At 38.6% G+C, this 23,506-nt stretch carries 21 protein-coding genes, 2 tRNA genes and 1 rRNA gene; 9 read left to right on the top strand and 15 right to left on the bottom strand.

The genetic code is table 11. The features are described from left to right. Positions 1-308 precede the first annotated feature (308 nt). The 3 genes from fabI to BN997_RS07470 all read left to right on the top strand — a co-directional run bounded on the left by fabI (position 309) and on the right by BN997_RS07470 (position 4,167). A complete protein-coding gene (fabI, locus tag BN997_RS07480; RefSeq protein WP_042531039.1) occupies positions 309-1,085 on the top strand; it encodes an enoyl-ACP reductase FabI in 777 nt (258 codons plus the stop codon). Positions 1,086-1,268: 183 nt separating this feature from the next. Continuing rightward, positions 1,269-2,693, top strand: coding sequence for an aldehyde dehydrogenase family protein (locus BN997_RS07475; RefSeq protein WP_042531037.1), 1,425 nt, complete (start codon positions 1,269-1,271; stop codon positions 2,691-2,693). A gap of 235 nt (positions 2,694-2,928) precedes the next feature. Beyond that, the gene (locus BN997_RS07470; protein WP_042531035.1) at positions 2,929-4,167 is read left to right on the top strand and encodes a metal ABC transporter solute-binding protein, Zn/Mn family; all 1,239 of its coding nucleotides are present in this window, start codon (positions 2,929-2,931) and stop codon (positions 4,165-4,167) included. A 56-nt stretch (positions 4,168-4,223) separates the two neighbouring features. Here the strand turns inward: BN997_RS07470 and BN997_RS07465 are convergent, their stop codons facing one another. Beyond that, positions 4,224-4,817, bottom strand: a complete 594-nt coding sequence (locus BN997_RS07465) for a class D sortase (RefSeq protein ID WP_042531033.1) — start codon at positions 4,815-4,817, stop codon at positions 4,224-4,226. Between the two features lie 160 nt (positions 4,818-4,977). On the opposite strand from BN997_RS07465, the gene BN997_RS07460 reads away from it, so the two are divergent. The 3 genes from BN997_RS07460 (at position 4,978) to BN997_RS07450 (ending at position 7,110) form a co-directional block, all read left to right on the top strand. Next, the gene (locus tag BN997_RS07460) at positions 4,978-5,343 is read left to right on the top strand and encodes a helix-turn-helix domain-containing protein (RefSeq protein WP_042531031.1); all 366 of its coding nucleotides are present in this window, start codon (positions 4,978-4,980) and stop codon (positions 5,341-5,343) included. Positions 5,344-5,593: 250 nt separating this feature from the next. Beyond that, complete coding sequence (gene tpiA / locus BN997_RS07455) at positions 5,594-6,367, top strand: triose-phosphate isomerase (protein WP_042531029.1); 774 nt, start codon at positions 5,594-5,596, stop codon at positions 6,365-6,367. Between the two features lie 260 nt (positions 6,368-6,627). Further along, positions 6,628-7,110 carry an RpiB/LacA/LacB family sugar-phosphate isomerase gene (locus BN997_RS07450; protein ID WP_042531027.1) on the top strand — a complete coding sequence of 161 codons (483 nt, stop codon included), beginning with the start codon at positions 6,628-6,630 and terminating at the stop codon, positions 7,108-7,110. 97 nt (positions 7,111-7,207) lie between these two features. Here BN997_RS07450 and BN997_RS07445 read toward each other — a convergent pair whose 3' ends face one another. The 10 genes from BN997_RS07445 to BN997_RS07400 all read right to left on the bottom strand — a co-directional run bounded on the left by BN997_RS07445 (position 7,208) and on the right by BN997_RS07400 (position 18,192). Next, a complete protein-coding gene (locus BN997_RS07445; protein ID WP_319022584.1) occupies positions 7,208-7,990 on the bottom strand; it encodes a DeoR/GlpR family DNA-binding transcription regulator in 783 nt (260 codons plus the stop codon). Between the two features lie 300 nt (positions 7,991-8,290). After that, positions 8,291-10,303, bottom strand: a complete 2,013-nt coding sequence (gene tkt, locus BN997_RS07440; protein WP_042531023.1) for a transketolase — start codon at positions 10,301-10,303, stop codon at positions 8,291-8,293. 99 nt (positions 10,304-10,402) lie between these two features. Next, entirely contained in the window at positions 10,403-11,062 is a 660-nt protein-coding gene (gene dhaL, locus BN997_RS23150) for a dihydroxyacetone kinase subunit DhaL (protein ID WP_042531021.1), read from the bottom strand. Positions 11,063-11,082: 20 nt separating this feature from the next. After that, complete coding sequence (locus BN997_RS23145) at positions 11,083-12,072, bottom strand: dihydroxyacetone kinase subunit DhaK (RefSeq protein WP_042531020.1); 990 nt, start codon at positions 12,070-12,072, stop codon at positions 11,083-11,085. 89 nt (positions 12,073-12,161) lie between these two features. Further along, positions 12,162-13,160: a PdxA family dehydrogenase gene (locus BN997_RS07425; protein WP_042531018.1), complete on the bottom strand. Its 999-nt coding sequence runs from the start codon at positions 13,158-13,160 to the stop codon at positions 12,162-12,164. 109 nt (positions 13,161-13,269) lie between these two features. Next, the gene (locus BN997_RS07420; protein WP_042531015.1) at positions 13,270-14,775 is read right to left on the bottom strand and encodes a tripartite tricarboxylate transporter permease; all 1,506 of its coding nucleotides are present in this window, start codon (positions 14,773-14,775) and stop codon (positions 13,270-13,272) included. 19 nt (positions 14,776-14,794) lie between these two features. Beyond that, entirely contained in the window at positions 14,795-15,310 is a 516-nt protein-coding gene (locus tag BN997_RS22155) for a tripartite tricarboxylate transporter TctB family protein (protein WP_052484944.1), read from the bottom strand. Positions 15,311-15,371: 61 nt separating this feature from the next. Beyond that, positions 15,372-16,343 carry a tripartite tricarboxylate transporter substrate binding protein gene (locus BN997_RS07410; protein WP_042531013.1) on the bottom strand — a complete coding sequence of 324 codons (972 nt, stop codon included), beginning with the start codon at positions 16,341-16,343 and terminating at the stop codon, positions 15,372-15,374. 84 nt (positions 16,344-16,427) lie between these two features. Then, positions 16,428-17,261, bottom strand: a complete 834-nt coding sequence (locus BN997_RS07405; RefSeq protein WP_052484943.1) for a sugar phosphate isomerase/epimerase family protein — start codon at positions 17,259-17,261, stop codon at positions 16,428-16,430. Between the two features lie 694 nt (positions 17,262-17,955). After that, positions 17,956-18,192, bottom strand: a complete 237-nt coding sequence (locus BN997_RS07400) for a hypothetical protein (protein WP_042531011.1) — start codon at positions 18,190-18,192, stop codon at positions 17,956-17,958. 200 nt (positions 18,193-18,392) lie between these two features. On the opposite strand from BN997_RS07400, the gene BN997_RS07395 reads away from it, so the two are divergent. After that, positions 18,393-18,788 carry a VOC family protein gene (locus BN997_RS07395; protein WP_042531008.1) on the top strand — a complete coding sequence of 132 codons (396 nt, stop codon included), beginning with the start codon at positions 18,393-18,395 and terminating at the stop codon, positions 18,786-18,788. 644 nt (positions 18,789-19,432) lie between these two features. Beyond that, positions 19,433-20,344 carry a glycine betaine ABC transporter substrate-binding protein gene (locus BN997_RS07390; protein ID WP_244882345.1) on the top strand — a complete coding sequence of 304 codons (912 nt, stop codon included), beginning with the start codon at positions 19,433-19,435 and terminating at the stop codon, positions 20,342-20,344. A 329-nt stretch (positions 20,345-20,673) separates the two neighbouring features. Here BN997_RS07390 and BN997_RS07385 read toward each other — a convergent pair. The 3 genes from BN997_RS07385 to rrf all read right to left on the bottom strand — a co-directional run bounded on the left by BN997_RS07385 (position 20,674) and on the right by rrf (position 20,967). Further along, positions 20,674-20,746, bottom strand: a tRNA-Thr gene (locus tag BN997_RS07385). Between the two features lie 6 nt (positions 20,747-20,752). Then, a tRNA-Asn gene (locus BN997_RS07380) sits at positions 20,753-20,824 on the bottom strand. A 27-nt stretch (positions 20,825-20,851) separates the two neighbouring features. Further along, positions 20,852-20,967 (bottom strand): 5S ribosomal RNA (rrf, locus tag BN997_RS07375). Between the two features lie 862 nt (positions 20,968-21,829). On the opposite strand from rrf, the gene pdaB reads away from it, so the two are divergent. Continuing rightward, the gene (gene pdaB, locus BN997_RS07370) at positions 21,830-22,585 is read left to right on the top strand and encodes a polysaccharide deacetylase family sporulation protein PdaB (protein WP_042531006.1); all 756 of its coding nucleotides are present in this window, start codon (positions 21,830-21,832) and stop codon (positions 22,583-22,585) included. A gap of 254 nt (positions 22,586-22,839) precedes the next feature. Here the strand turns inward: pdaB and BN997_RS07365 are convergent, their stop codons facing one another. Further along, on the bottom strand, positions 22,840-23,493 hold the full coding sequence (locus BN997_RS07365; RefSeq protein ID WP_042531004.1) for a KinB-signaling pathway activation protein: 654 nt from the start codon (positions 23,491-23,493) through the stop codon (positions 22,840-22,842). Positions 23,494-23,506 lie beyond the last annotated feature (13 nt).

The raw sequence follows: 23,506 nt of genomic DNA, 5'->3' as shown, positions 1-23,506 counted from the left end.
TCACTCCACCAAACCCGTTATGACACTATTTCCAAGGCTTCTCATTTCTTATTTCCTCTCTTTTCTTCTATAAATATAAAACCAGCGTGAGTATCTTTTTTGACAACATGAATTCTCCGGCAGGAAAGTACCGTATATTTTCCCGACTGCGATTACCTGGGTTCTGAATCGGCAAAGCAGTCCAACTGAACTGCTTTTTTACTTATCACACATACTTCTTATAGAAAAGAAAAACAGTTTATAACTTTATCACCTGGTACTAATCCGTTATAATAGATGCTAAGTTAAATGTTGAATGGAGGATACGTATGACAAAATTATTAGAAGGTAAAAACATTGTTGTAATGGGCGTCGCTAACGAAAGAAGTATTGCTTGGGGTATTACAAAATCTCTACATAATGCCGGAGCGAACCTTATTTTCACCAATAGACAGGAAAGATCCTACAAAAAATTAGTAAAACTTTTAGAGAAGCATGAAATTGAACCAAAAGCAATCATCTCTTGCGATGTTGAATCCGATGAAAGTATTCAGGGAGCCTTTCATGAAATAAAAGAAAAAATCGGCGTGATTCACGGCTTGGTTCACTCTGTTGCCTTTGCAAAACGGGAAGACCTGCAGGGTGAATTTGTCACTACTTCCCGCGATGGCTTTCTGCTTGCTCAAGAAATCAGCGCTTATTCCTTAGTAACCATAACAAATGCTGCGAAGGAACTGATGACTGAAGGCGGTTCGATCGTGACACAAACTTACATCGGAGCAGAACAAGTCGTTCCTGGCTATAACGTGATGGGTGTTGCTAAAGCTTCTCTGGAAGCAAGCGTCCGCTACCTAGCTGAAGATGTGGGCAAAGATGGCATTCGTGTGAACGCTGTGTCAGCCGGCCCAATCCGTACACTCTCCGCAAAAGGAGTAGCTAATTTCAACGAAAAATCTCAAGTTGTGGAAGAAAAAGCTCCGCTGCGCCGCAACATCGATCAAGACGAAGTTGGAGATGCAACATTATTCCTTCTTAGCGAACTGGCACGTGGAATCACCGGCGAAGTATTGCATGTAGATGCCGGATTCAATATTATTGGCGGCTAATCTCTCAAAAACTGTCTCTCTTCATTATTTAAGAAGAGACAGTTTTTTTATTGGCTAAATCCATGTTCTCTACTACGTTTAATCACTTTTTATTGCGGGAACAAGTAGTAATGGATATTCAAAAAGGCTGATAACGTATTATTGAATATTCTTTATTGAAAAACAAGCAAAGGGGTGGAGAAAATGTATAACTATATACAGCATTATATTAACGGTCAGTGGGTTGATTCCACTGGAAACGAAACAATTGATGTAATCAACCCTGCAACCGAAGAAAAAATTGGTGAAATCAGCTCTGGTACCAAAGAGGATCTTGATAAAGCAGTTCAAGCTGCACGGGATGCTTTCCCGGCGTTTTCACAAACAACCAAAGAAGAACGTGCTGATTTATTAGACCGAATCGCAGATGAATATGAAAAACGAAAAGATCAATTTATTGAAGTTATCATGGCAGAGCTTGGCTCTCCAGTAACATTTACAACCAACGTACAATATCAGATGGGATTAAATCATTTCCGGACAGCGGCAAAACTGGTACGTGATTTTGACTTTACTGAAAACCGGGAAAACTCCTTTATCCAAAAGGATGCGATTGGCGTCGCTGGTTTAATCACGCCTTGGAATTTCCCGACAAATCAGGCGTCTACAAAGCTGGCTAGTGCGTTTGCAGCGGGCAGCACCGTCGTATTAAAACCATCAACAGAAACACCTTTCGCGGCTGTCTTATTAAAAGAAGTGTTCGAAGCTGCCGGTGTTCCAAAAGGTGTATTCAATCTGGTAAACGGAACAGGCTCTACCATCGGTAACGGCATCAGCTCTCATCCAGATATCGACTTTGTATCCTTTACAGGATCCGGCGGCGTAGGTACGAAAATTATGGAAAACGCCGCTCAAGATATTAAAAAGGTTTCCTTAGAGCTTGGCGGCAAATCGCCAATTGTCGTATTGGATGATGCAGATGTGGATTATGCTGCAAAAACAGCTATTTCCCATATCGCTGGCAATACAGGTCAAGTATGTACAGCAGGAACGCGAGCATTGGTCCCAGAATCCATGCATGATGATTTTATCCAAGCGATTAAAAACCATATTTCCGAATATCCTGTCGGCGATCCAAAAGACGAGTCTACTTTCACCGGACCACAGGTATCGGAGGATCAATGGAAAACCGTTCAAGACTATATCCAAAAAGGAATCGACAGTAACGCAACTCTAGTTACCGGCGGAACAGGTAAACCAGAAGGCTTGGAAACCGGATATTATTCTAAACTGACTGTATTTACTAATGTAAAACCTGAAGATACGATTGCCCAGGAAGAGATTTTCGGTCCTGTACTTTCCGTTATCACCTATAACGATTTAGATGAAGCAATTGAAATTGCCAATGGTACAATTTATGGGTTAGCAGGCTATGTTGTCGGTAATGATCCGGAGGCGCTGACCAAAACAGCAAAAAGCCTTCGCTCCGGCAGAATTGTAGTCAATAATGAACAAGCTGACTTTACCGCTCCATTTGGCGGTTTCGACCAGTCTGGTATTGGACGCGAATGGGGAGATTACGGCATCGAAGAATTCTTAGAACCAAAAACGATTGTCGGCTTACCTTAATAAATACCACATCCATTGTCAGCAGCAAATGAGCTGCTGACAATTTTTTTGTAAAAAACTCCTTGACAACCCCTCTAAAAACCTGTAAATTTTAAATCGTAACGATTACGAATAATAAGAATTACAGGTTCATTGTTTGTTTTTTACGAAGCAAACCATAATAATAAGGATTACTTATTTTTCTTTTTTATAAGAAATTCAAACGCACTATATAAATTAATGGAGGTTCAATTCAATGAAAAAACGGGTCATTCTCTTTTTCGGTTTATTCCTTCTTTTCCTTGCAGGCTGTCAATCCGCAGAGGACAGTCAGGATGGAGATCAGGAACAGCTTGAAATTTCTACTACTATTTTCGCATTAGAAGATTTTATTTCCAAAATCGGCGGCGATTATGTCGATGTAGAAAGCATCTACCCGCCAAATGCGGATGCACACACATACGAACCAAGCTCACGTGAGATGGTCGATTTAGCTAAGAAGGATTTATTTATTTATTCCGGTGTCGGCATGGAGCCTTTTGCTTCCAAAGCGGAGGATATTTTAGAAGGAGAAAATGTAGAGGTTTCTGCCATCGGTGAAGATATCCCTCTTCGCGGAGAAGCGGAGCACGCTCATGAGAATGAAGAAGAACATTACAACGAGGAAGAAGCAGAGGACAACGGCGACATTATCATTGACGGCATCAATGACCATTACCACAGCGGCGATACAGCTTCCATAGAAGCAGAAGCAAATGTCGATGAAGACATCGCGGAATGGAACTGGTATTTCCGCACAGAGGGTTCAGAGGAATGGGAATTGGATGAAGAAGCGGACGATGCTTCCTTTGAAACACAAATCAACGATACGTTAGAAGTAAAACTGGAGCTTGAAGATGCAGATGGAGAAGTAATTGCCGAATCAGGCGTCGTTGAATTATTGATCGATAATCATGACGGCGAAAGCGGTGTGGGTGATCCGCATGTTTTCCTTGACCCTGTCATCAGCATTCAATTAGCTGAAAATATTACCGATCTTCTTATCGAAAAAATGCCAGAACATGAAGCATATTTCACGGAGAACTTAGAGGAATTAGAAGGACAATTGGAACAGGTGGATCAGGAATTAGCACAAACGATTGAGAACGCGGACCATCCGCAAATGATTGTCTCCCATGCAGCATATGGCTATTGGGAAGATCGATACGGCTTAGAACAAATCAGCATCCATGGACTCTCCTCTTCGCAGGAGCCTTCTCAGTCTGCTTTGGTGGAAATAGTGGATACTGCCCGCGAATATGATTTAAAGAATGTTGTCTTTGAACGAAATATCAGCAGCAGAATTAGTGAAATTATCCAAGACGAAATTGGCGCTGACAGTGCTGTACTGAGCAATATGGAGACTATTACCGAAGAGGATATAGAAAACGGCGAAGATTACTTCAGTCTAATGGAAAAAAATATTGAAACGTTAAAAACCGTACTAAATGATTAAAAAGAAGCTTTCAGCCAGATATGATTTATCAGGTTGAAAGCTCCTTTTTTGTTCTATTATTCAGAAACCGGATAAGCATAGGCAACAAAACGATCCGGCGCACTGCCCACAAAGTGGAATGGATAACAGGTAGTGACAACTAATACCTCTTCCCCCATCTCACCGATGACAGAAGTGTCATCCTCAGGCACAATTTCCGTTTCTCTTATTTCATACGTATACTCACCATAAGGCATCTGCACCACAAATGTATCCCCTATCTCCAATTCACCAAAATCACGAAAAACCGTATCCCGATGCCCGGATAAGAGGATTTGCTCCCCCTGCCCAGGAAAAACGGAATTGGATAAGTGTCCGACTCCTTTTTGCAATGAATCTGGGTCTGTCCCCTCCACAATAGGCAACGTTTTTCCCAATTTAGGTATCTCTAATGTAGCAAATGCTTCGTCCTGGTCCGCATCGAACGCTTCTATTGATTTTTCTGTATCCTCCCCGCCTGCTTCACCCTGCTCATTGGCGCCTTGTTTGATTCTTTCCTCCGCCTGAATCAAAGACTGCTTTTGCGATTGTTCGTGTCCTATAATTTGATTGCCAAAAACACCAATACAAATGACACCTGCTATTATAAAAAGGATTCCTATCCGTTTCATTGAAGCCACTCCTTCATCAACCAAAATATGTATCTCCAACACTGAATCTATAACAATTATACTATACTTTCGCTTTTCTATCCAAACCTCGCCAGAAGTTATTTTTCACCGTTTTCATATGTTATAATTAATTTCTAAAATAGAAATAAAGAGGTGCGCAATGAATACCGGTCAACGAATCATTCAATTACGGTCGCAACGAAATTGGACACAAAAAGAGCTGGCTAAACAAGTAAATATGAACGTCAGTGTCATGAATCGGATCGAATCTGGCGAACGCCCAATTAAAGGAGAAGAATTAACCGCTATTGCCGATACATTGAAGGTTACTGCAGACTATTTATTAGGCAGAGCAGAAGAAGCTCCTTCTAGTGTAGCTGACCACGAGAATGAATTGGTCCAGCACATTCAAAAGATAAGTCCCGATGCCGAAGCGATGCTCCGTGATATGGCAGCTCTCACTCCCGAGGAAATGCAGGATGTGTATGATTATATGCTATTTAAAAAAAGCAGAAGAAAGGATTGAGAATCCTGTTTCTATCTGATTTGCCCCATGACGTTGGCACGGTGATTTAAAATGCACCCAAGCTGTTGAACAGCCATTCTTGTAAACTTCTACCTGAAAGGGGTGATGTATTGCCAAAACTCGAATTCGTCTGCCCTCCGGCGAATGTACAGTTTCTTTTAAAAGGTACAATGAAACACCTATACGATAGAGGGAAAAATACAATCATAAATGGAAACGCATTCAAAAAGCAGAAAGCGAGGATAATAATATGAGAAAACCAGTCGTTGGAATCAGCTATAAAACATATGTTAACACAATCGACAAAGCAACGGAATTAGTAAAAGCCTTAGCAGAAGTGGCCAAAAACGAAAACGAAGTAGAAAAATTCGCCTTCCCATCTTTAGGTGTCCTCTACCCAGCAGCACAAGCCTTAAAAGGGTCTGAAATTGCCTTTGGCGCACAAAATATTTCACCCTATGAAAATGGCGCTTATACCGGAGAGATTTCAATCGAATCCATTATCGACATGGGCGCAACCCATGTGGAAATCGGACACGCGGAGAGACAACATATTTTCCACGAAACACTGGAAATGATTCATTTAAAAACTAAGCTTACGCTGGAAAAAGGGCTGACTCCTGTTCTATGCATTGGTGAAGAAGCGTACTTGGAGAATAAATCGGAACGGAAACAGGTATTGAAGGAACAAATCCTTACTTCCTTTGGTGAGGTCGACACACAACATATTGGAAGGGTTATCTTAGCTTATGAGCCAGTCTGGGCAATCGGAAAGGCAGAAGCAGCCGATGCAGCATATGTGCAACAGACACATGAACTAATCCGCGAAATTGTTAAAGAAGCATACCATACAGAAACAGCAGAAGCCATCCGTATCATTTATGGCGGTTCGGTGAGCAAAGACAATGTCTATGAGATTATCACCCATGACGATGTAGACGGCGTATTCATTGGCCGATTCGGACATGACCCTGCAAATTACAAACAAATTCTTCATACGGTGAAACAAGTAAAAATAAAATAAAAGCAAATGAAATAAAATAATAATTGATTTAAAAAATAATTAAAGCCTTTAACGTCCTCTCGTATATCTAAAATGTATACTTTGAATCAAAAGAATCTTTTTCCGTAGAATTGTACACAGTCGAAAAAGATGCTTCCATAAAGTATGCAATTTTATTTTCATTTATTATCATATTGATTAAAAATGAAAATAAAAGTTGATAAAAGAAAATTAGAAGTATATAATGAAAGTAGATTAAATATACGAGAGGAGTTTGCAGAATGAAAATTGGTATTGGTGCAGACCATAACGGATATGAATTAAAAGAAACGTTAAAGAAATTTATTGAAGAATCAACCGATCATGAAGTGGTGGACTTCGGAGCACATTCCGGCGATGCTGTGGACTATCCTGGGGTTTCCTTCAATGTAGCAGAAGCCATCAGCGAGAAGAAAATAGAACGCGGCGTGCTTATTTGCGGAACTGGTCTCGGCGTTGCAATTGCAGCTAATAAATACCCAGGAATCCGCGCAGCAACAGCGCATGACACGTACTCTGCAGAACGCGCTCAATTAAGTAATAACGCCCAAATCATCGCACTGGGAGCCCAAGTCATCGGACCAGAGTCCGCTAAAAAAGTAGTGGAAGCCTACCTGAATGTAGCATGGTCCGGCGGATCTCAACGCAAAGTAGATCAAATCACTGACAGAGAAAGCCAATTTCTTGATCAGAACTTCAAAGATGCAGCAAAAAGTTCTTGTTAACGCTTTCGATATTGTCATAAGGAAAAGCACTGTACGTAAGAAAATTCTTGTACAGTGCTTTTCCTTAAAGTTATATAAAAACAAAAAATTACTGCCTTTACAGCGCAGAAATCACTTGAATATTATGATTCACAAGAATTCGCTCTGTATCCGAATCAATGGAATCATTGGTAATAAGTACATCTATCTGATCTGTACTTGCAAACGGCGCACTAGAAGTCACCCCAATTTTAGAATGGTCAATAACAGCCACAATTTTCTGCGCTTTCTTCACCATATGTTGTTTTAATTCAACCTCATACAAATTAAAATCGGTCATTCCATTTTCTACCGAAAACCCATTGGCAGAAGTAAAAAGAATATCAATATTAAGCTTGTTTAATAACTCCACCCCTAATGTGCCTTCCATTGTCGTAGAACCCTTCGTCACTACACCACCAATTAAAATAACCGTAATATTCGGGTTATCCTTTAACTCCAGCGCTGTTTGAATCCCGCTCGTTACCACTGTCAGCCGGATCATTTGTTCATTAAGATAACGTGCTAACTCAAGTGCTGTCGAACTGGCATCGAGCAAGATACATTGCTTTTCTTCAATGAACTGAAAAGCTTCCTTAGCAATCAATGATTTTTCTTTACGGTTTTGCTTTTCACGCACAGAAAAACTGGTGTCATAATCCACTTCACTCTGTTGATTTAACATTGCACCGCCATGTGTACGAGTTAAAAGACCGTTTTTCTCCATTTTGTTTAAATCTGTACGCAAGGTTGCTTCAGACACACCGATTTGCTCCGACAATTCTTTCACGGTCAGCCGCTGCTTATCATGCAAGAGTTCCATTATCTTGTTTCTTCTTTCCGTAACAAACATTTTCATCATCCGTCATCCTCGCAAAAAAAGTATCTATTCCTATTCCTAATTAGTCCATAGTTGTCTATGGTGTATTATACCATAAAATGAATGAATAAAATAATAAATGAAAGCGATTGATAATTTTACTTTAAATAATGAGTTTTTTTATTAAAAGTTATGTATCCATGCTCCCTAAGCAGAAACAAAGGAAATGAAATATCCTCCATCTATCGGATTCGGTTTGCTCCCGATTCTTCATAGATGAGGATATTATGAGTTTGGCAGAATTAATATTGGGTTCACCAAAAAATTAAATCTATGCGGATCCTAAACAAATAAATGCTCCACTTGTGCCACAATATTTTCAACACAAAATCCATATTCTTCGATTAACTTATCTCCATTTCCAGAAGCCCCAAACGTATCTATACCAATCATTACTCCATCATTACCAAGATAACGGTCCCACCCAAATGGAGAGGCCATTTCAATAGCAACCCGCTTCTTCACGTTAGGCAGCAAAACACTTTCTTTATAAGAGGATGTTTGTACTTCAAAACGATCCCAAGATGGCATACTTACGACAGAAGTATCTATATTCTTCTCCCGCAATACCTTTTGAGCCTCGACAGCCAGCTGAACTTCAGAACCGGTTGCCAAAAGAATAGCATCAGGCTCACCTTGAGAAGAATCACTCACCACATAAGCACCTTTCTTCACGCCTTCATAAGCACTTTCCTTTGTTCCTGGTAAAGTCGGAAGGTTCTGCCTCGATAATACAATAGCTGTTGGCTGATTCGTTGTCTCCAAAGCAAGTCTCCACGCTGCCTGCGTTTCATTTCCATCCGCAGGTCTGATAAGAGACAAACCAGGCATTGCACGGAAAGAAGCAAGATGCTCCACCGGTTCATGAGTGGGCCCGTCTTCTCCAACTGCAATAGAATCATGTGTCCAAACATAGGTGACTGGCAATTTCATTAAAGAAGATAATCTTACTGCCGGACGTAAATAATCACTGAATACAAAGAAGGTGCCGCCAAATACGTTTAACCCGCCATGAAGGGCCATCCCATTAAGCGCTGCCGCCATTGCAAATTCACGCACTCCAAACCAAATATTTTTCCCGGCGTAATCAGCCTTTGAAAAATCAGATACATCCTTTATCGTTGTTTTATTAGATCCCGCCAAATCCGCACTGCCACCGATGAAATTAGGTACATTCTTCGCGATGGCATTTAGCACTTCTCCAGACGAGGCTCGCGTTGCCAGAGAAGAACCAGCTTCATAGACCGGGAGATTTTTATCCCAATTAGCCGGTAATTCTCCTTTCATCACTGATTGCAATTGTTTCCCCTCTTCTGGATACTTATCAGCATAAGCTTCTACCAGTTCATTCCAATCACTTTCTGCCTTGGCACCTTTTTCTGCAACTTTATTTTTAAAATCGTCATATACTTCAACGGGGACGTGAAAAGCACCATATTCCCAGTTATAGTTTTGTTTCGTAAGTTTCGCTTCCTCTTCACCAAGAGGCGCTCCATGCGAAGAAGAAGATCCTGATTTATTGGGCGACCCATACCCAATTACCGTTTTCACTTCAATTAGTGTCGGCTGTTCCGTATTTTGTTTCGCTGCTTTCATTGCCTTTCTCAAAGCATCGACATCATTTCCATCTTCCACCCGAATGACTTCCCAGCCATAGCTTTGAAAACGCTCCTGCACATTCTCTGAAAAAGATCTATCTAAATCACCATCTAGTGAAATATCATTTGAATCATACAAGACAACTAATTTCCCTAAACCAAGATGACCGGCTAAGGAGGCAGTTTCATGAGAAATTCCTTCCATTAAATCTCCGTCACCCACAAGTGCAAAGGTATGATGATCGACTACATTAAAACCTTCCTTATTATAAGTAGCAGCCAGGTGCGTTTCCGCTATCGCCATTCCAACAGCTGTCGCAATTCCTTGTCCGAGCGGGCCAGTTGTGGTTTCTACCCCATCCGTATGATGCACTTCCGGATGCCCTGGGGTTTTAGATCCGTATTGACGAAAATTTTTAATATCATTTAATGATACGTCATAGCCTGATAAATGCAGCAAACTGTACAAAAGCATCGAACCATGACCAGCCGAAAGGACAAAACGGTCACGGTTAAACCATTTTGAACTTTTCGGATGATGCCTCATAAATTCCGTCCATAGCGTGTAAGCCATTGGTGCTGCCCCCATCGGCAGACCGGGATGTCCTGAATTTGCTTTTTCAATGGCATCAATGGATAATGTTCGAATTGTATTAATAGATAATTGTTCTGTTGATACGTTTGTAGTACTTGTCATTTTAAATCACCTTCTCCTTACTTTATATAAGCTGCTGTTTTTAATCGCCTCAATAATATAGAGGCACTCCTTAGAAATGCCTCTATATTAACCTCGTATCTATTTATTTAATTGCTCTACCCATTCTCTCATGGATTTAAAGATGATCCATACACTTGTAGCACCAGCATCTTGATTACCAAGCGCTCTTTCCCCTAAAGATTTTGCTCTTCCAAATTTCGCAATATAATTCTTAGATTTCTCTACTCCATCAGCAGCATTTTCTTCTGCTTTTTTCAAAGCTTCTAATAGTGTTGCAGAGTCAGTTACACTCTCTTTCAACCCATTAACAGCCGGCTCCAGAGCGTCAATCATTGTTTTATCTCCTAAACTGGCTTTACCCCGCTGCTTAATCGCATCTAAGGATGCACTAAAAATTTCCGAAAGTACAGGTACATCTAATTCACTTTTAGAATCCAGATCTTTTACACCGCCAAGAAACATCGTGCCGAAAATAACGCCAGAAGCTCCTCCCATAGATTGCACCATGGACATACCCGTCTTTTTAAAAATATCATTAATCGTTGTAAATTCTTGATCTTTTAGATTTTCTTCCACTTTTTCAAAGCCTACTGACATACCAATTCCATGGTCGCCATCACCAATCGCGCTATCCACTTTTGTTAACAATGGCTTATTTTCTCTTATTTTTTCTCCTGCATAGAGAATCATTGCTTTTGTTTGCGCAGCATCCAATTTTTTTACGTCCGTTGCCGTCATTGTAAATCCCTCCAACTCCATTATTTCTTGTAGTATGGTGCATTTGCCGGAGCATCATAATATGCTTTTAATTCATCATCCAATTCCAGTAAAGAAATCGAAAAGCCTCCCATTTCTTGCGTTGTACAATAATTATTTACATCGATATCATGAATGCCAATTCCTTTTTCATCCAGAATTTGCGCTACTTTGCGGTTAACGATAAACAGCTCCATTAACGTTGTTGAGCCAAGTCCATTGATTAAAACACTCACTTCATCATCCGAGGTCAATTGACTTTCATCTAACAACTTTTCCATTAATTGATTGGTAAGTTCATCAGCCGGCATTAGTTTTGTCCGCTCCATCCCTGGTTCTCCGTGGATACCCATGCCTAACTCTATTTCATCATCAGCTAATGTAAACGTAGGTTCTCCAGAATCAGGAATGGTTCCCGGCGATAATGCTACCCCAATAGAGTAAGTATGTTCATTCGCTTTTTGTGATACCGCTGTCACTTCTTCTAAAGAAAGACCTTTCTCAGCAGCTGCTCCTGCCACTTTAATAACGAAAATATCTCCCGCAATTCCACGACGATCTTCTTTTCTTTCTAACGGTGCAGAAACCACATCATCCGTCACTTTAACAGTCGTCGTCTGCACATCTTCAAATTCAAGTAACTCTGCTGCCATATCAAAGTTAAGAACATCCCCTGCATAGTTCCCGTATATAAATAAAACTCCTTTACCAGAGTCCACTGTTTTCGCTACCTCTTGAACCGTATTCGGCGTAGGAGCAGCAAAAACATTTCCAATCGCAACTCCGTCAGCCAGCCCATCACCAACTACACCAAAGAAAAGAGGTTCATGACCGCTTCCGCCACCAGTAACAACAGCAACTTTATCTTTTAATTCTTTTTTAACGATTCCGTTTACTCCCTCTACTTTTTGGAAGCTACCATGATGCGCGCGCATGATCCCTTCTAACATTTCTTCAACTACATCACCTGGATTGTTAATGACTTTTTTCATGAGAGGAACCTCCTCGGTTATTTATGTATTGTTTTGCAGAGTTCTCTCCTTTCTCTTTAGAGGAGGGAACTCTACAAGTTGTAATAGCTTTACTTATAGCCGTTATTGATTAATTTCACACACAATTTTAATGACTCTTCTAGTGCATTTGAATCGGCAATTCCTTTACCTGCAATATCAAATGCTGTCCCATGAGCAGGGGTTGTAATTACAATTGGCAATCCACCACTAATCGTAATTCCTTTGCTAAATCCTAATGTTTTCATTCCTATTTGAGCTTGGTCATGATACATTGCGAGCAGAGTGTTAAATGATTCTTTTTCTAACCTAAGGAACATTGTATCTGCCGGGAATGGCCCATGAGCATCCACACCATTCTCTTTCGCTTCTTCAATTGCCGGGATGATAATATCATTCTCTTCATCACCTAATAATCCATTATCTCCTGCATGTGGATTCAGCCCAGCAATTGCTATTTTTGGTTTAATACCAGCTTTAGAAACAATCTCATTAGCAAAATAGATACTTTCTAGTACACTTTCTTTAGTAATATTTTCTGCAACTTCTTTTAAAGGCACGTGAGATGTCACACGCGTAAACCATACATCATTCATTACATTCACTTCACTAAATCCTGATTCTAATTCAAATACAGAAGCTACTAAATGAATATCATCCTTAAATTCATACCCTCCCTGATACAGGGCACTTTTATTCATAGAACCATAAGTTAAACCGTCCAACTTTCCTTCTTTTGCCAAATTAAGCGCATATACTAAATTGTCTCCTGCAGCTTTTCCTGAAGCAGCAGATAAAGTACCATATTCGACATCATTAGGATCAGTAGATTTTACATCAATAAGCCATAAGCTGCCCTTCGCAGGATCAACATCGTCTATTGTATCTACCTTTTGATACTTCATTTCATTACCCGCTACCTCAGCACCTCTTTGAAAGATTCTTTCGTCTCCTATTAAAACCCATGTTGCTTGTTCTAAAATTTCTTCCTTTATCATTGCTCTCGCAACAATTTCCGGTCCTACCCCTGCCGCATCTCCATATAATAACCCAACTCGTGGTTTACTCATTTAAACTCCTCCTCAATAAATAATTTCACATTCTTTGATGATGATATTTCTCTTGCCTTTCATTTTAATGAGAGCAAATATAAATCATTAATTTTCTTTATCTATTAGGTTAGCCCTCTTGCTCTTGATTTTTTCTCTTTTTAAATAATCCGCTAATTAATGGGAAAAACAACATTAATGCTGAAATAATCAATAAAGTTAAGCTAATAGGTCTTGTGAAGAAAATAGAAAAGTCTCCGCTAGACATCTCAACAGCTCTTCTAAATTGACTTTCCGTTAACGGACCTAACACGACACCCAGAATAATTGTCGCCAAAGGAAAACGGTATTTTTCAAGGATAAAACCAATAATCCCAAACACAACCATAATCAAAATATCAACATAACTATTCCGGACTGTGTAAGTACCAATAACACAAAACACAACAATAAGCGGACCTAAAATAGAATAAGGAACATTAACTATTTTTTGAAATATTTTTATAAATGGTTTTGATACAATCAGCATAACTAAATTCGCAATCAGCAATGCTGCAAATATGGTATACATCAATTCTGGCTCCGTACTGAATAGTGTCGGGCCCGGCTGCATTCCATGAAGAACAAAAGCACCTAATAAAACTGCTGCAGTTGCGCCGCCCGGAATCCCCAATGATAATAACGGAACAAGCGTCCCCATTGCTGCAGCATTATTTGCTGTTTCCGATGCAGCAATCCCCTTTGGATTACCTTTACCATAAGAATCTTTTTCTTTTTCTTTAGACCACCTTACCGTTTCACTGTAACTAAGCATAGAGGCGGTAGTTGCACCTATCCCCGGTAAAATGCCGACAAATATACCAATAATAGTAGATCTGGCCATTGTACCTTTTATTTTTTTAAATATTTCTATTTCAAATAACTTTGTTTTAACATTTGATATTACCTCTTGCACAGCATGGCTCTCTGTCGTTTTTTTAAGGAATTCCGATAAAGCAAAAAGTCCAATAATTACCGGAATCAAATCAATTCCTGATAATAAAGCTGAAGATCCAAAAGTATAACGCAATGTTCCTGTCAACGGATCCATACCTATTGTACTAATCATTAACCCGATTAATACTCCTATCAACCCTTTTGCCAAAGCCTTTCCACTAAGCGAAGCTACTACCGTCAATCCCATTACTGCTAAAGCAAAATACTCTGGAGCTGAAAAAGAGAGGGCTACGTTCGCCAACGCTGGGGAAATTAGCATCAAACAGAGTGTACCAATAACTCCTCCTACAACGGAGCAGAAAATTGCTATCCCCAGAGCTCTTCCAGGCTGCCCTTTCTGCGCCATAGGATAGCCGTCAAACGTGGTTACTACCGCTTCTGGAGTTCCTGGTGTTCTAAGTAAAATAGCACTAATAGCACCTGAAAATGCAGTTATTGCATATATCCCAGTAAGTAAAATAAAAGCCGAATCTGGTTCAAATGAATAAGTAACCGGAACCATTATTACCACCAGCATTGTTCCACTAACCCCCGGAATAGCTCCGCCCAAATATCCAATAAATATTGCAGCAATTAGCATAATTAGGTTTATTGGGTCAGTGACTACATTTAATAGTCCCGATATTAAATAATCCAACATTGTGTTGCCCCCTTACAACTTAGTAAAAAAACAGGCTGAGTTCTCTAAAAACACCTATACCCCTTGGTAATGGGATTTGTAATAAAACAGAAAACAGAATAACAAAAACTACCATTGTTATAATTGAAAATAAAATAGCCGTTAATTGTTTTTTTGTACCAAGTAAAAGCGTAATGCCATATAAGAACAAAACGGTAGAGAAAATAAAACCAATTACATTCAGCAATAATACATAAATAATTACTACCAATAAAGAAACAACCGGAATGGACAAATGAAATATTTTCTTTACTGGTGCTGCTTCTTCTTTAGCTATTAATTCCTCTGACTTCATTACCTTTGCTTTAATTAATGTGCTAACAATCCCGTACAGTCCCAAAAAAATCATTAAAATCAGAAGAATATATGGCCATGTCGCTGGTCCAATAATAAAAGATTGATTTGTACTCTGGATTTGAGGAGTAGAAGCAAGAAAAAAAATAGCAAAGATCATGACAATACTATAGAAAATATAGTCTTTTTTTGCTTGATTCATTTTCGTCCCACCTTTATATCGTAATGCTTAAGAAAGGAGGGTTCTTCCCTCCCTTTCTCAATTAATTTCCTTGCAATTCATCAGCAACTTCTGTATATCGTTCAATTAACTCCTCTGTCCGCTGTGTAAACTCTTCTGAATCCATCCATCCTTCACGTAAGTGCAGATAATTTTCCTCTTCATACGCTTTATATTCTTCAGAATCATAGACTTCTTTCATAGCCTCTTCTAATACACTAATAATTTCAGGGTCAGCATCGCTTTTTATATAAAAACCACGCTCATTCCCATCTGTTAAGTCCCAACCATTCTCAACCGTTGTGGGTAAATCTGGAAATTCATCTAATCTCTCTTCTGAAAAAACTACAAGAGGTTCAACTGAACCATCATCATAAAGCGCTTTTGCCGGACCGAATTCTTCAACCATTGCATCTAAATGTCCTCCAATAACTCCAGCGTGCATATCACCTGCACCTTCCATCGCTATAAAACTCAAATCTACTTCTGCTTCTTGTCCTAGAAGAAATACTGTAAATTCATCCATCCCCATAGAACCTGTTCCACCTACAGTAATTTCACCTGGGTTGTCCTCTGCAGCTTGGATAAAATCTTCAATGCTGCTATATTTATCAGGGTCTACCCAAAGCGCATATGTATCACTTTGAAAACGGGCAATTGGGGTAAAATCATCTAACCCATGCTGATTCGTACCCGCAGCTACTGTAAGCGGGAAAGCAGCATCCCCCACTAAAGTATATCCGTCTGATGGAGCATTATAAGCATTCTGAGCCGCAACAACCCCAGCTCCTCCTTCTTGGTTAACAACATTAATATTTACTCCTAAAATATCTTCTAACTCCGAAGTCACAGCACGTGCAAATAAGTCTGTTCCTCCTCCTGCACCATGCCCTACTAAAACTTCAATGTTTCTTTCCGGATAATTATTTGCCGCATTACCCTCTTCACTGTTTCCCCCACATCCTGCCAATAACATCATCACGGATAATAAAACAAGACCTATTTTAAACTTCATAATAATCCTCCCTCATCCTTTATAAATATTGAAAATCAACTAGCGTTAAATTAAAAACCTAAAAATATTACTGTAAAACGGAAATTAGTTATCCTGGTTAACACCATCTGTAATCGGTCTCAATTTTTCCTCAACATATTTCCCAACATTTAAAATCACCTGATTCGGGTCTTCCGCAGCCTCTTCTGTTTCCTCTTCAATCATTATCCACCCCTGGTAACCGCTATCTTTTAAAGTCTGTACGATATAAGGGAAATCAATATCTCCAGTGCCCATTTCCTTCCACTCAAAATTATTAGAACAATCTTTAAAATGTACATGTTTGATAATAGAAAGATTCTCTTTAATAATTTCTTCTGGGCGCATTCCTCCAGCTTTTATATGACCAGCATCAGGAGTATAACTCATATATGTTTTATCTAGCAGTTCAAACAAAACATCATAGTCTTGCTTTGTTCTGAAATAAGACGTTTTTGGTGAAGCAGGATGAAAAGAAGCTTGTACTCCTTTTTCATATGCTCTTTTTCCTACGGCATTTGCACAAGCGATAATCTGCTTTTGACGCTTTAATAAATTATCTCTATTAGGACCGACACGAGACGGGAGATTCATAACTGCTCCAGGAAAATTTATCAGATAATCAATATAATAGTCCGCACGTTCCTTTTCTTTTTCTGTTTCTTCATCATTTTCCCAAGTAAAAGGTACTGTTAAAGCTGCTAAATATATACCTCTTTCATCTAATGCTCTTTTTAGTTTTTCAGGATTATTTTGATATCTTCCTAACATCGCAACCTGTACGTCTACCCCTTTAAATCCTGCATCCTTCACTGTGTTCATTACATTGTCTAAATAGTCTGTCTCTTTATCGTAATCTAGTTCCCAAGTTGATGTATGACAACCAAATTTAATACTCATTTGTAACCTCCCTATTTGTATAAAGGATAAAACTTTAAAAGTGACTTGAAATCGGTTTCAAAATCCTTAGATTAATATTATCATTTATTTTCGATTTGTCAATAATATTTTTGTTTTTTTGTGATAAATTTAGTTAATATTTTTTTTCGTTGTTGATTATGTTTGTAATTATTAATTATATCATTTTCATTTTGATTATTTTCCCAATTAAACCAACGAAAAGACCTATCTTATTTAAATTTCTCTTTTTTAACAAGTTCAATTACTTAATTCTTGCTATCTTATATAACTTAGATGCAGCGTTTGAGCATACTTATTGAAGCTACTCTGATTAATTACAATAGGTGTCAGAAATTACGAAATCATCAGGTTTTCAATATGAATGATTAAATACTATCTTTAACTCTAAAAGAGTCATCGTTTATTAGCCTTTAAAACATTATATTAAACGAAAACATTTGAAAAAAATCAAAAACAGGAAATTCATAAATAGAATTAAGAGATGTTGAAAAATCTACTTAGAAACATTTACAACATTGAAGGCAAAACAGAACAATAATGGAAAGGTTTTATTTAACAACCACCGAGGAAAACATTTTGAGGGTTTCATTGTCTTATGGAGAAATCTATTACTTACGCACATAAAAAAGGGGTGTCAGTATATGTAGTTCCCTAACTGAATACCCCTCATAGTTTATTCTTTATCAACAAGATAAAGTGAAATACTCTCTAATAGATCATCGCAGCTATCTGCATGAACTCTTAATTTTAAAGGTTCTGTCAAATCCAGGCTGAATATCCCCATAATGGATTTTGCACTTAATATATATGTGTCAGAAATAACCTCTGCCTTGTATTCAAACCCAGATACTCTTTCTACAAAATCTTTAACGTCATTAATTTTATCTAATTTAACATAACGCTCAACCATCAAACTCCTCCTCCAATACTTTTCTTTATCATCTAGCTCTTCTATAATAGATTATAATGCATTTATTCTATCAAGATATATACTATTTATTTTCTCATTCATCCCGTATTTTGTAAACTTTTTTCAAACCTGTTGTATCTATCTGCATAGATAATAATTAAGTAAGTCAAGATAATTACTGCATTTAAGGAGGCGTTCCTTTGAACCATGGTCTAATTCATCATATTGAAATTTATGTTACTAATTTAAATAAAACGATTCATTTTTGGGACTGGTTTTTAAGCGAGCTGGGATATACACCTTTTCAAAATTGGGACGGCGGGCAAAGCTGGAAACTGGGAGAAACGTATCTCGTTTTTGTACAAGCGGAAGAAAGATTTCTGGATATTCCTTATCATCGATGCCGAGTTGGCTTAAATCACTTAGCCTTCCATGCAGATTCCCGGAGATTTGTAGATGACATGACGAAAAGGCTCCAGCAAAGAGGGGTATCTATTCTTTATGCTGACCAACATCCATTTGCGGGCGGAGACAATCATTATGCCGTTTATTTTGAAGATCCGGATAGAATAAAAGTAGAGCTGGTTGCACCTTAATATCAGCTATTTGTTGTACAACGGATGTAGTATAGTTTAATGCCTATATAAAAAAGCAAATCCTATTTTCAATGGATTTGCTTTTTTATATAGGCATTTTCAATTTTGAAAAAGGTAGAGAATTTAAAATGGATTACACATGTTTTATTTACTCTTTTCCTCTATCGGATGCTAGCCTGAGGGAAGAAGACTCATTAGCTACATAATGCTTTTATTTCTACTTTTTGAGCTTTTTAAATTCAATTATTAACTATATTAAATTTAATTTTTTCTAACATCATATGTTGTTTAAACTACTTTGATTTCCTATGATCTAAGCGTTCCAAACTAAGACTGTACTCTTGAAAATTATTTGCTAAATTCCTACCACCCTATACTTCCAATACATAAACTTCTAACTAAAATTCGAAAGCAACATGTAATACAGAGATAGACGCAGTAAAAGGCTGCTCTTTTACAGAAACCTATGTTTAATCCGCTTTTAACAACTTATTTATGCAGAAACAACTATTTTTAGCGTTTGAATTAAAAACCTAATAAGTATAGCATTGATTCTGCCGGCTCATAACAAACTCTGTGTATTATAAAGTAATTGGTAACGTTATTAGAAAAGCAGTACATAAAATTGGAGGGTATTTTTACATATGATGAAATTTAAGAAATTCACTTGGAAAAGTCTCGGTATAATTACTGGTTTATCTTTATCACTCATTGTTGCAGGCTGCAATTCCAATGATGGGGACGTACACGCTGAAGCAAATATTAGTGACGAACTAGATTATACAATCACTGGAACAGAACCTGGTGCCGGGCAAACTCTAAAAAATGAAGAAGTTTTAGATTCCTACAATAATCTTGCTGGTTGGGAGCAGGAGCTGTCTTCCGCAGGAGCAATGTTAACGCAATTAAGTGATGCTATTGAAAATGAAGAACCAATCGTTTTCAGTGCTTGGTCTCCTCACTATAAGTTTGCTCAGTGGGATTTAAAATACTTAGATGATCCACAGGGAATCCATGGAGATGAAGAACAAATCACAACGATAGCAAGAGAGGGCCTGAAGGATGAAATGCCTGAAGCTTATACAATTCTTGATCGTATCGAGTTAGAGCTTCCAGACGTAGAAGATGCGCTATTAGAAGCTCAAGAAAAGGATTTTGAAACAGTAGCGCAGGACTGGGCAGATGCTAATCAGGAAATTGTTACAGAGTGGACAGATGGCGTAGATTCTGTAGAGGGCACTTCCATTGAGTTGGCTCTTTTACCCTGGGATGATGCTATTTTCACAGCAAATATTGCTAAAATTGCATTAGAACAACAAGGGTTTCAGGTAACATTGACACAGGTTGACCCAGCTATTATGTTTGAATCCATCGCTACCGGAAGTGCTGATGCATCCTTAGCTGTATGGATGCCCGTGACACATGCCGAATTATATGAGCAATACGAAAGCGATTTTGATGATTTGGGACCAAACTTAGATGGTGCTAAGACTGGTTTGGCAGTACCAGCTTATATGGATATTGATTCACTTGAGGATTTAGAACCAAAGGATTAATTCTTAGCTCTAATCATTGTTATATAATTAAAAGGTTTCCATTCAATAAATATATCTATTGAATGGAAACCTTTTTTAAGTCTGATATCCACACATCTACATGAGAATCTTTTATTCCTAATAACTCTGTGATAAAATGATGATGCACTCTTTTCCTCTCCCATTCCTTTTGTCTCGACAACTCAAGGGTATCAGAGAGAGGAAAAGGAGTGTATTTTTTTGCCTTCTTTCCATCTGACGATGGAACGGAGGACACCACCACATTCAGTATAGAGCCTTATAAACACAAAAAAACGCCCTACCCTTTATAGGATAAGCGTTTAACACTAAGCTTCCAAGCGGACTCGAACCGCTGACCCCCACCTTACCATGGTGGTGCTCTACCAGCTGAGCTATGGAAGCAAAAGGCTCCACAGGTAGGATTCGAACCTACGACCGATCGGTTAACAGCCGATTGCTCTACCACTGAGCTACTGTGGAATATAAATTAAATATGTAAAAAAATAAGCCTGGCGGCGTCCTACTCTCGCAGGGGGAAGCCCCCAACTACCATCGGCGCTGAAGAACTTAACTTCTGTGTTCGGCATGAGAACAGGTGTGACCTCTTCGCTATCGCTACCAGACTTACTTAATATAGGGATTTGCACCCTGAAAACTAAATAAGAGTAACGTGACATGAAAAAACTTAGATAAGTCCTCAATCGATTAGTATCCGTCAGCTGCACGTGTCGCCACGCTTCCACCTCGGACCTATCAACCTCATAAAAGTGTTTGAAACATTAGCTTTCAGAAGTCAACTTCTGACTTATTTTTTAAGAAAAACGAGGTTGTCTTTCTTCTTTCGTACTGGTTGTTTTGTTCAGTTTTCAAAGAGCAATTTGTTTCTGTCGTTTTTAGCGACAAGATATAATTTATCATGTTTCGTTTTTGTTGTCAACACTTTTTTAAAAGTATTTTGTCGAAATAATTTCGCTTTATTTCGTTTGCTTCCGACAACAAAAATTAATATACCATAGAAAATAGAGAAGGGCAATACCTTTTTATAAAAAAATGACTAAACAAATCACTTTTTCTATTTTCTATGTAAAAATGATTGTAAAACCGCAGACTGAGCATCGTCATTTTAATCAGGATGAACAGTTCCAGTCACAATCAGTAAATGTGATACATAATTACAACGCTTTTAGCCGGAATGTTTCATCAGTAATAGTTTTGGTGAAACAAGTAACCACAAAAAGCTCCTTCTGCCTCCTCTCAATTTTAACATTATCTCTGCAAAATATACCTATACCATATATAACTTGCCGTTTCTTTCCTTCGCCAACACATCCGCTGCTCCTCTGGATACCAATTGTCTTTAAAAGAATATTGCAAGCTTGTACATATCTCTATAAACAGAACATATACATAAACTAGAACGAATTATTTCGCACTACTACAAATGCTTGTCATGGGTTGTACTACATTAAAAAAGGAGGAACAAAAGTGAATCACTTCTACACAATTCGTTTGAACCGGAAGAAAATTATATTAAGCACCGTGATTGTTTTAGCAGCAGCCATTCTTATTTGGACGCAAACCCCTTCTATTATGGCTATGTTCACGAAGGATGAGCCTGCTGCTCTTTCAAAAGGGAATGAAGATTTAGAAGATGTTGCCGTCACCTTCAATATCAGTTGGGGAGAGGAAAAAGTAGAAAGCATTCTTGAAGTACTGGAGAAAGAAGAAGTACAAGCTACCTTTTTCGTCAGCGGAGAATGGGCGGAACGTCATCCGGATTTATTAGAAGCAATTTCTGAAGGCACACATGAAATTGGGCTGCTCGGCTATCGTTATAAAAGTTATTTAGATCAGGAACCAGAACAAATAAGACAAGATTTAATAAAAGCACAAGAGGTTATGGATAAATTGGGGTATGAAGATATTCGCCTTCTCCGCACACCTCATGGCCATCTGAATGAAGAAATCATCGAATTGGCAGAAAGTATGCAATTTCAGGTTGTTCATTGGAATGTCAACCCGGATGATTGGGAAAATCCTGGAGTAGAATCAATCATTGATGAAGTCATGGAGCAAACAGAAAATGGTGATATCATCCTGCTGCACGCTTCTGATAGCGCCAAACAGACTGCCGAAGCTTTAGAGACAGTTCTTCCCGGCTTGAAAAACAAAGGGTATGGTTTAATTACTATATCGGAAATGGTCAACCAGGCAAAAGCAGATACGGAACTTATTGATTAATCCTTGTTTCCATTTCTCAATTCTTCCTCTTTCATAAGGAATTTCATTCACAAATTTAGACTTAGGCGATGAGCCGGTCTTTTAAATATAAATTATCAACACAGACGTAAACGTGAAAGGCAGCTCCCCTCATTATCTGAAGAGGAGCTGTCTTTTTATCATATAGAAGAAACAGCTTCGGCATACTTTTACATAAATCAGATAAAGCAAGCTGACAGAGCTCTTCCATGGTAAGGAAGGGAGGGCTCTGAGACTTACGCTTTCTTCGTTTGCCCTTTTTTTGGATTTGATGCCGATTTTTGCTCCTTTTTCGGTTCTTTTTCCACAAAAGGCAAGCGATGCAGCGTTAACATCTGGTAGGTGTTGCATACTAATAGCGGAACAACCATTAACCAGGCATAATCTGTACCATCTACCATTAAGCCGGGAACCCATTCGACAGTTGTAAAAACAACCATGAAAAAAAGTGCTGGAATAAAAGCTGTCGAATTCGTCCCTTTTGCTTTTATCTTTGCTACAATCCAGCCAATCAAAAGCATCGCAGCAGCAATCAATATAAACCAATAAATTGCTACCTCTCCATCTGTGGCGCGATATGGAAAATGGACCAGATCAAATAAAATAAAAATAATCAAACCAACCTGCACAGTAGGCCAGTATCCTTTAAAAACATTCAGCCCCATCCGATTCACAAATAAATATGCAAAGAAACCTGTCATACTTACCGCCGCAAAAGTCAGGCCAAGCCCTAAAAAGAAAACAAATACCCCAAATAACTCCATTGCATCAAACGGAGACATATATGTAAGATATTCCTCCGGCCGTATAAAAAAGCTCGCAATTAATCCAGCAAGCCCGCCAAGCCAGAATGCTTTCCAAAAGAAATTAACCAATATTCTTGTGTTCAATTCTTCACCCCCT

It is taken from the genome of Oceanobacillus oncorhynchi, assembly GCF_000821065.1.
Classification (GTDB): Bacteria; Bacillota; Bacilli; order Bacillales; family Amphibacillaceae; genus Oceanobacillus; species Oceanobacillus oncorhynchi.
Note: the sequence above shows the minus strand (reverse complement) of the source record. Positions and strands in the feature narration are given on the sequence as shown.

Excerpts from the sequence above, each read along its gene's own strand:
- tkt (WP_042531023.1), bottom strand. The coding sequence starts at position 10,303 with ATGACAAGTACTACAAACGTATCAACAGAACAATTATCTATTAATACA.
- BN997_RS07420 (WP_042531015.1), bottom strand. The coding sequence starts at position 14,775 with ATGTTGGATTATTTAATATCGGGACTATTAAATGTAGTCACTGACCCA.
- fabI (WP_042531039.1), top strand. The coding sequence starts at position 309 with ATGACAAAATTATTAGAAGGTAAAAACATTGTTGTAATGGGCGTCGCT.
- BN997_RS22155 (WP_052484944.1), bottom strand. The coding sequence starts at position 15,310 with ATGAATCAAGCAAAAAAAGACTATATTTTCTATAGTATTGTCATGATC.
- BN997_RS07460 (WP_042531031.1), top strand. The coding sequence starts at position 4,978 with ATGAATACCGGTCAACGAATCATTCAATTACGGTCGCAACGAAATTGG.
- dhaL (WP_042531021.1), bottom strand. The coding sequence starts at position 11,062 with ATGACGGCAACGGACGTAAAAAAATTGGATGCTGCGCAAACAAAAGCA.
- BN997_RS07410 (WP_042531013.1), bottom strand. The coding sequence starts at position 16,343 with ATGAAGTTTAAAATAGGTCTTGTTTTATTATCCGTGATGATGTTATTG.
- BN997_RS07450 (WP_042531027.1), top strand. The coding sequence starts at position 6,628 with ATGAAAATTGGTATTGGTGCAGACCATAACGGATATGAATTAAAAGAA.
- BN997_RS07475 (WP_042531037.1), top strand. The coding sequence starts at position 1,269 with ATGTATAACTATATACAGCATTATATTAACGGTCAGTGGGTTGATTCC.
- BN997_RS07400 (WP_042531011.1), bottom strand. The coding sequence starts at position 18,192 with ATGGTTGAGCGTTATGTTAAATTAGATAAAATTAATGACGTTAAAGAT.
- BN997_RS07470 (WP_042531035.1), top strand. The coding sequence starts at position 2,929 with ATGAAAAAACGGGTCATTCTCTTTTTCGGTTTATTCCTTCTTTTCCTT.
- tpiA (WP_042531029.1), top strand. The coding sequence starts at position 5,594 with ATGAGAAAACCAGTCGTTGGAATCAGCTATAAAACATATGTTAACACA.
- BN997_RS07445 (WP_319022584.1), bottom strand. The coding sequence starts at position 7,990 with ATGATGAAAATGTTTGTTACGGAAAGAAGAAACAAGATAATGGAACTC.
- BN997_RS07465 (WP_042531033.1), bottom strand. The coding sequence starts at position 4,817 with ATGAAACGGATAGGAATCCTTTTTATAATAGCAGGTGTCATTTGTATT.
- BN997_RS07425 (WP_042531018.1), bottom strand. The coding sequence starts at position 13,160 with ATGAGTAAACCACGAGTTGGGTTATTATATGGAGATGCGGCAGGGGTA.
- BN997_RS07405 (WP_052484943.1), bottom strand. The coding sequence starts at position 17,261 with ATGAGTATTAAATTTGGTTGTCATACATCAACTTGGGAACTAGATTAC.
- BN997_RS23145 (WP_042531020.1), bottom strand. The coding sequence starts at position 12,072 with ATGAAAAAAGTCATTAACAATCCAGGTGATGTAGTTGAAGAAATGTTA.
- BN997_RS07390 (WP_244882345.1), top strand. The coding sequence starts at position 19,433 with ATGATGAAATTTAAGAAATTCACTTGGAAAAGTCTCGGTATAATTACT.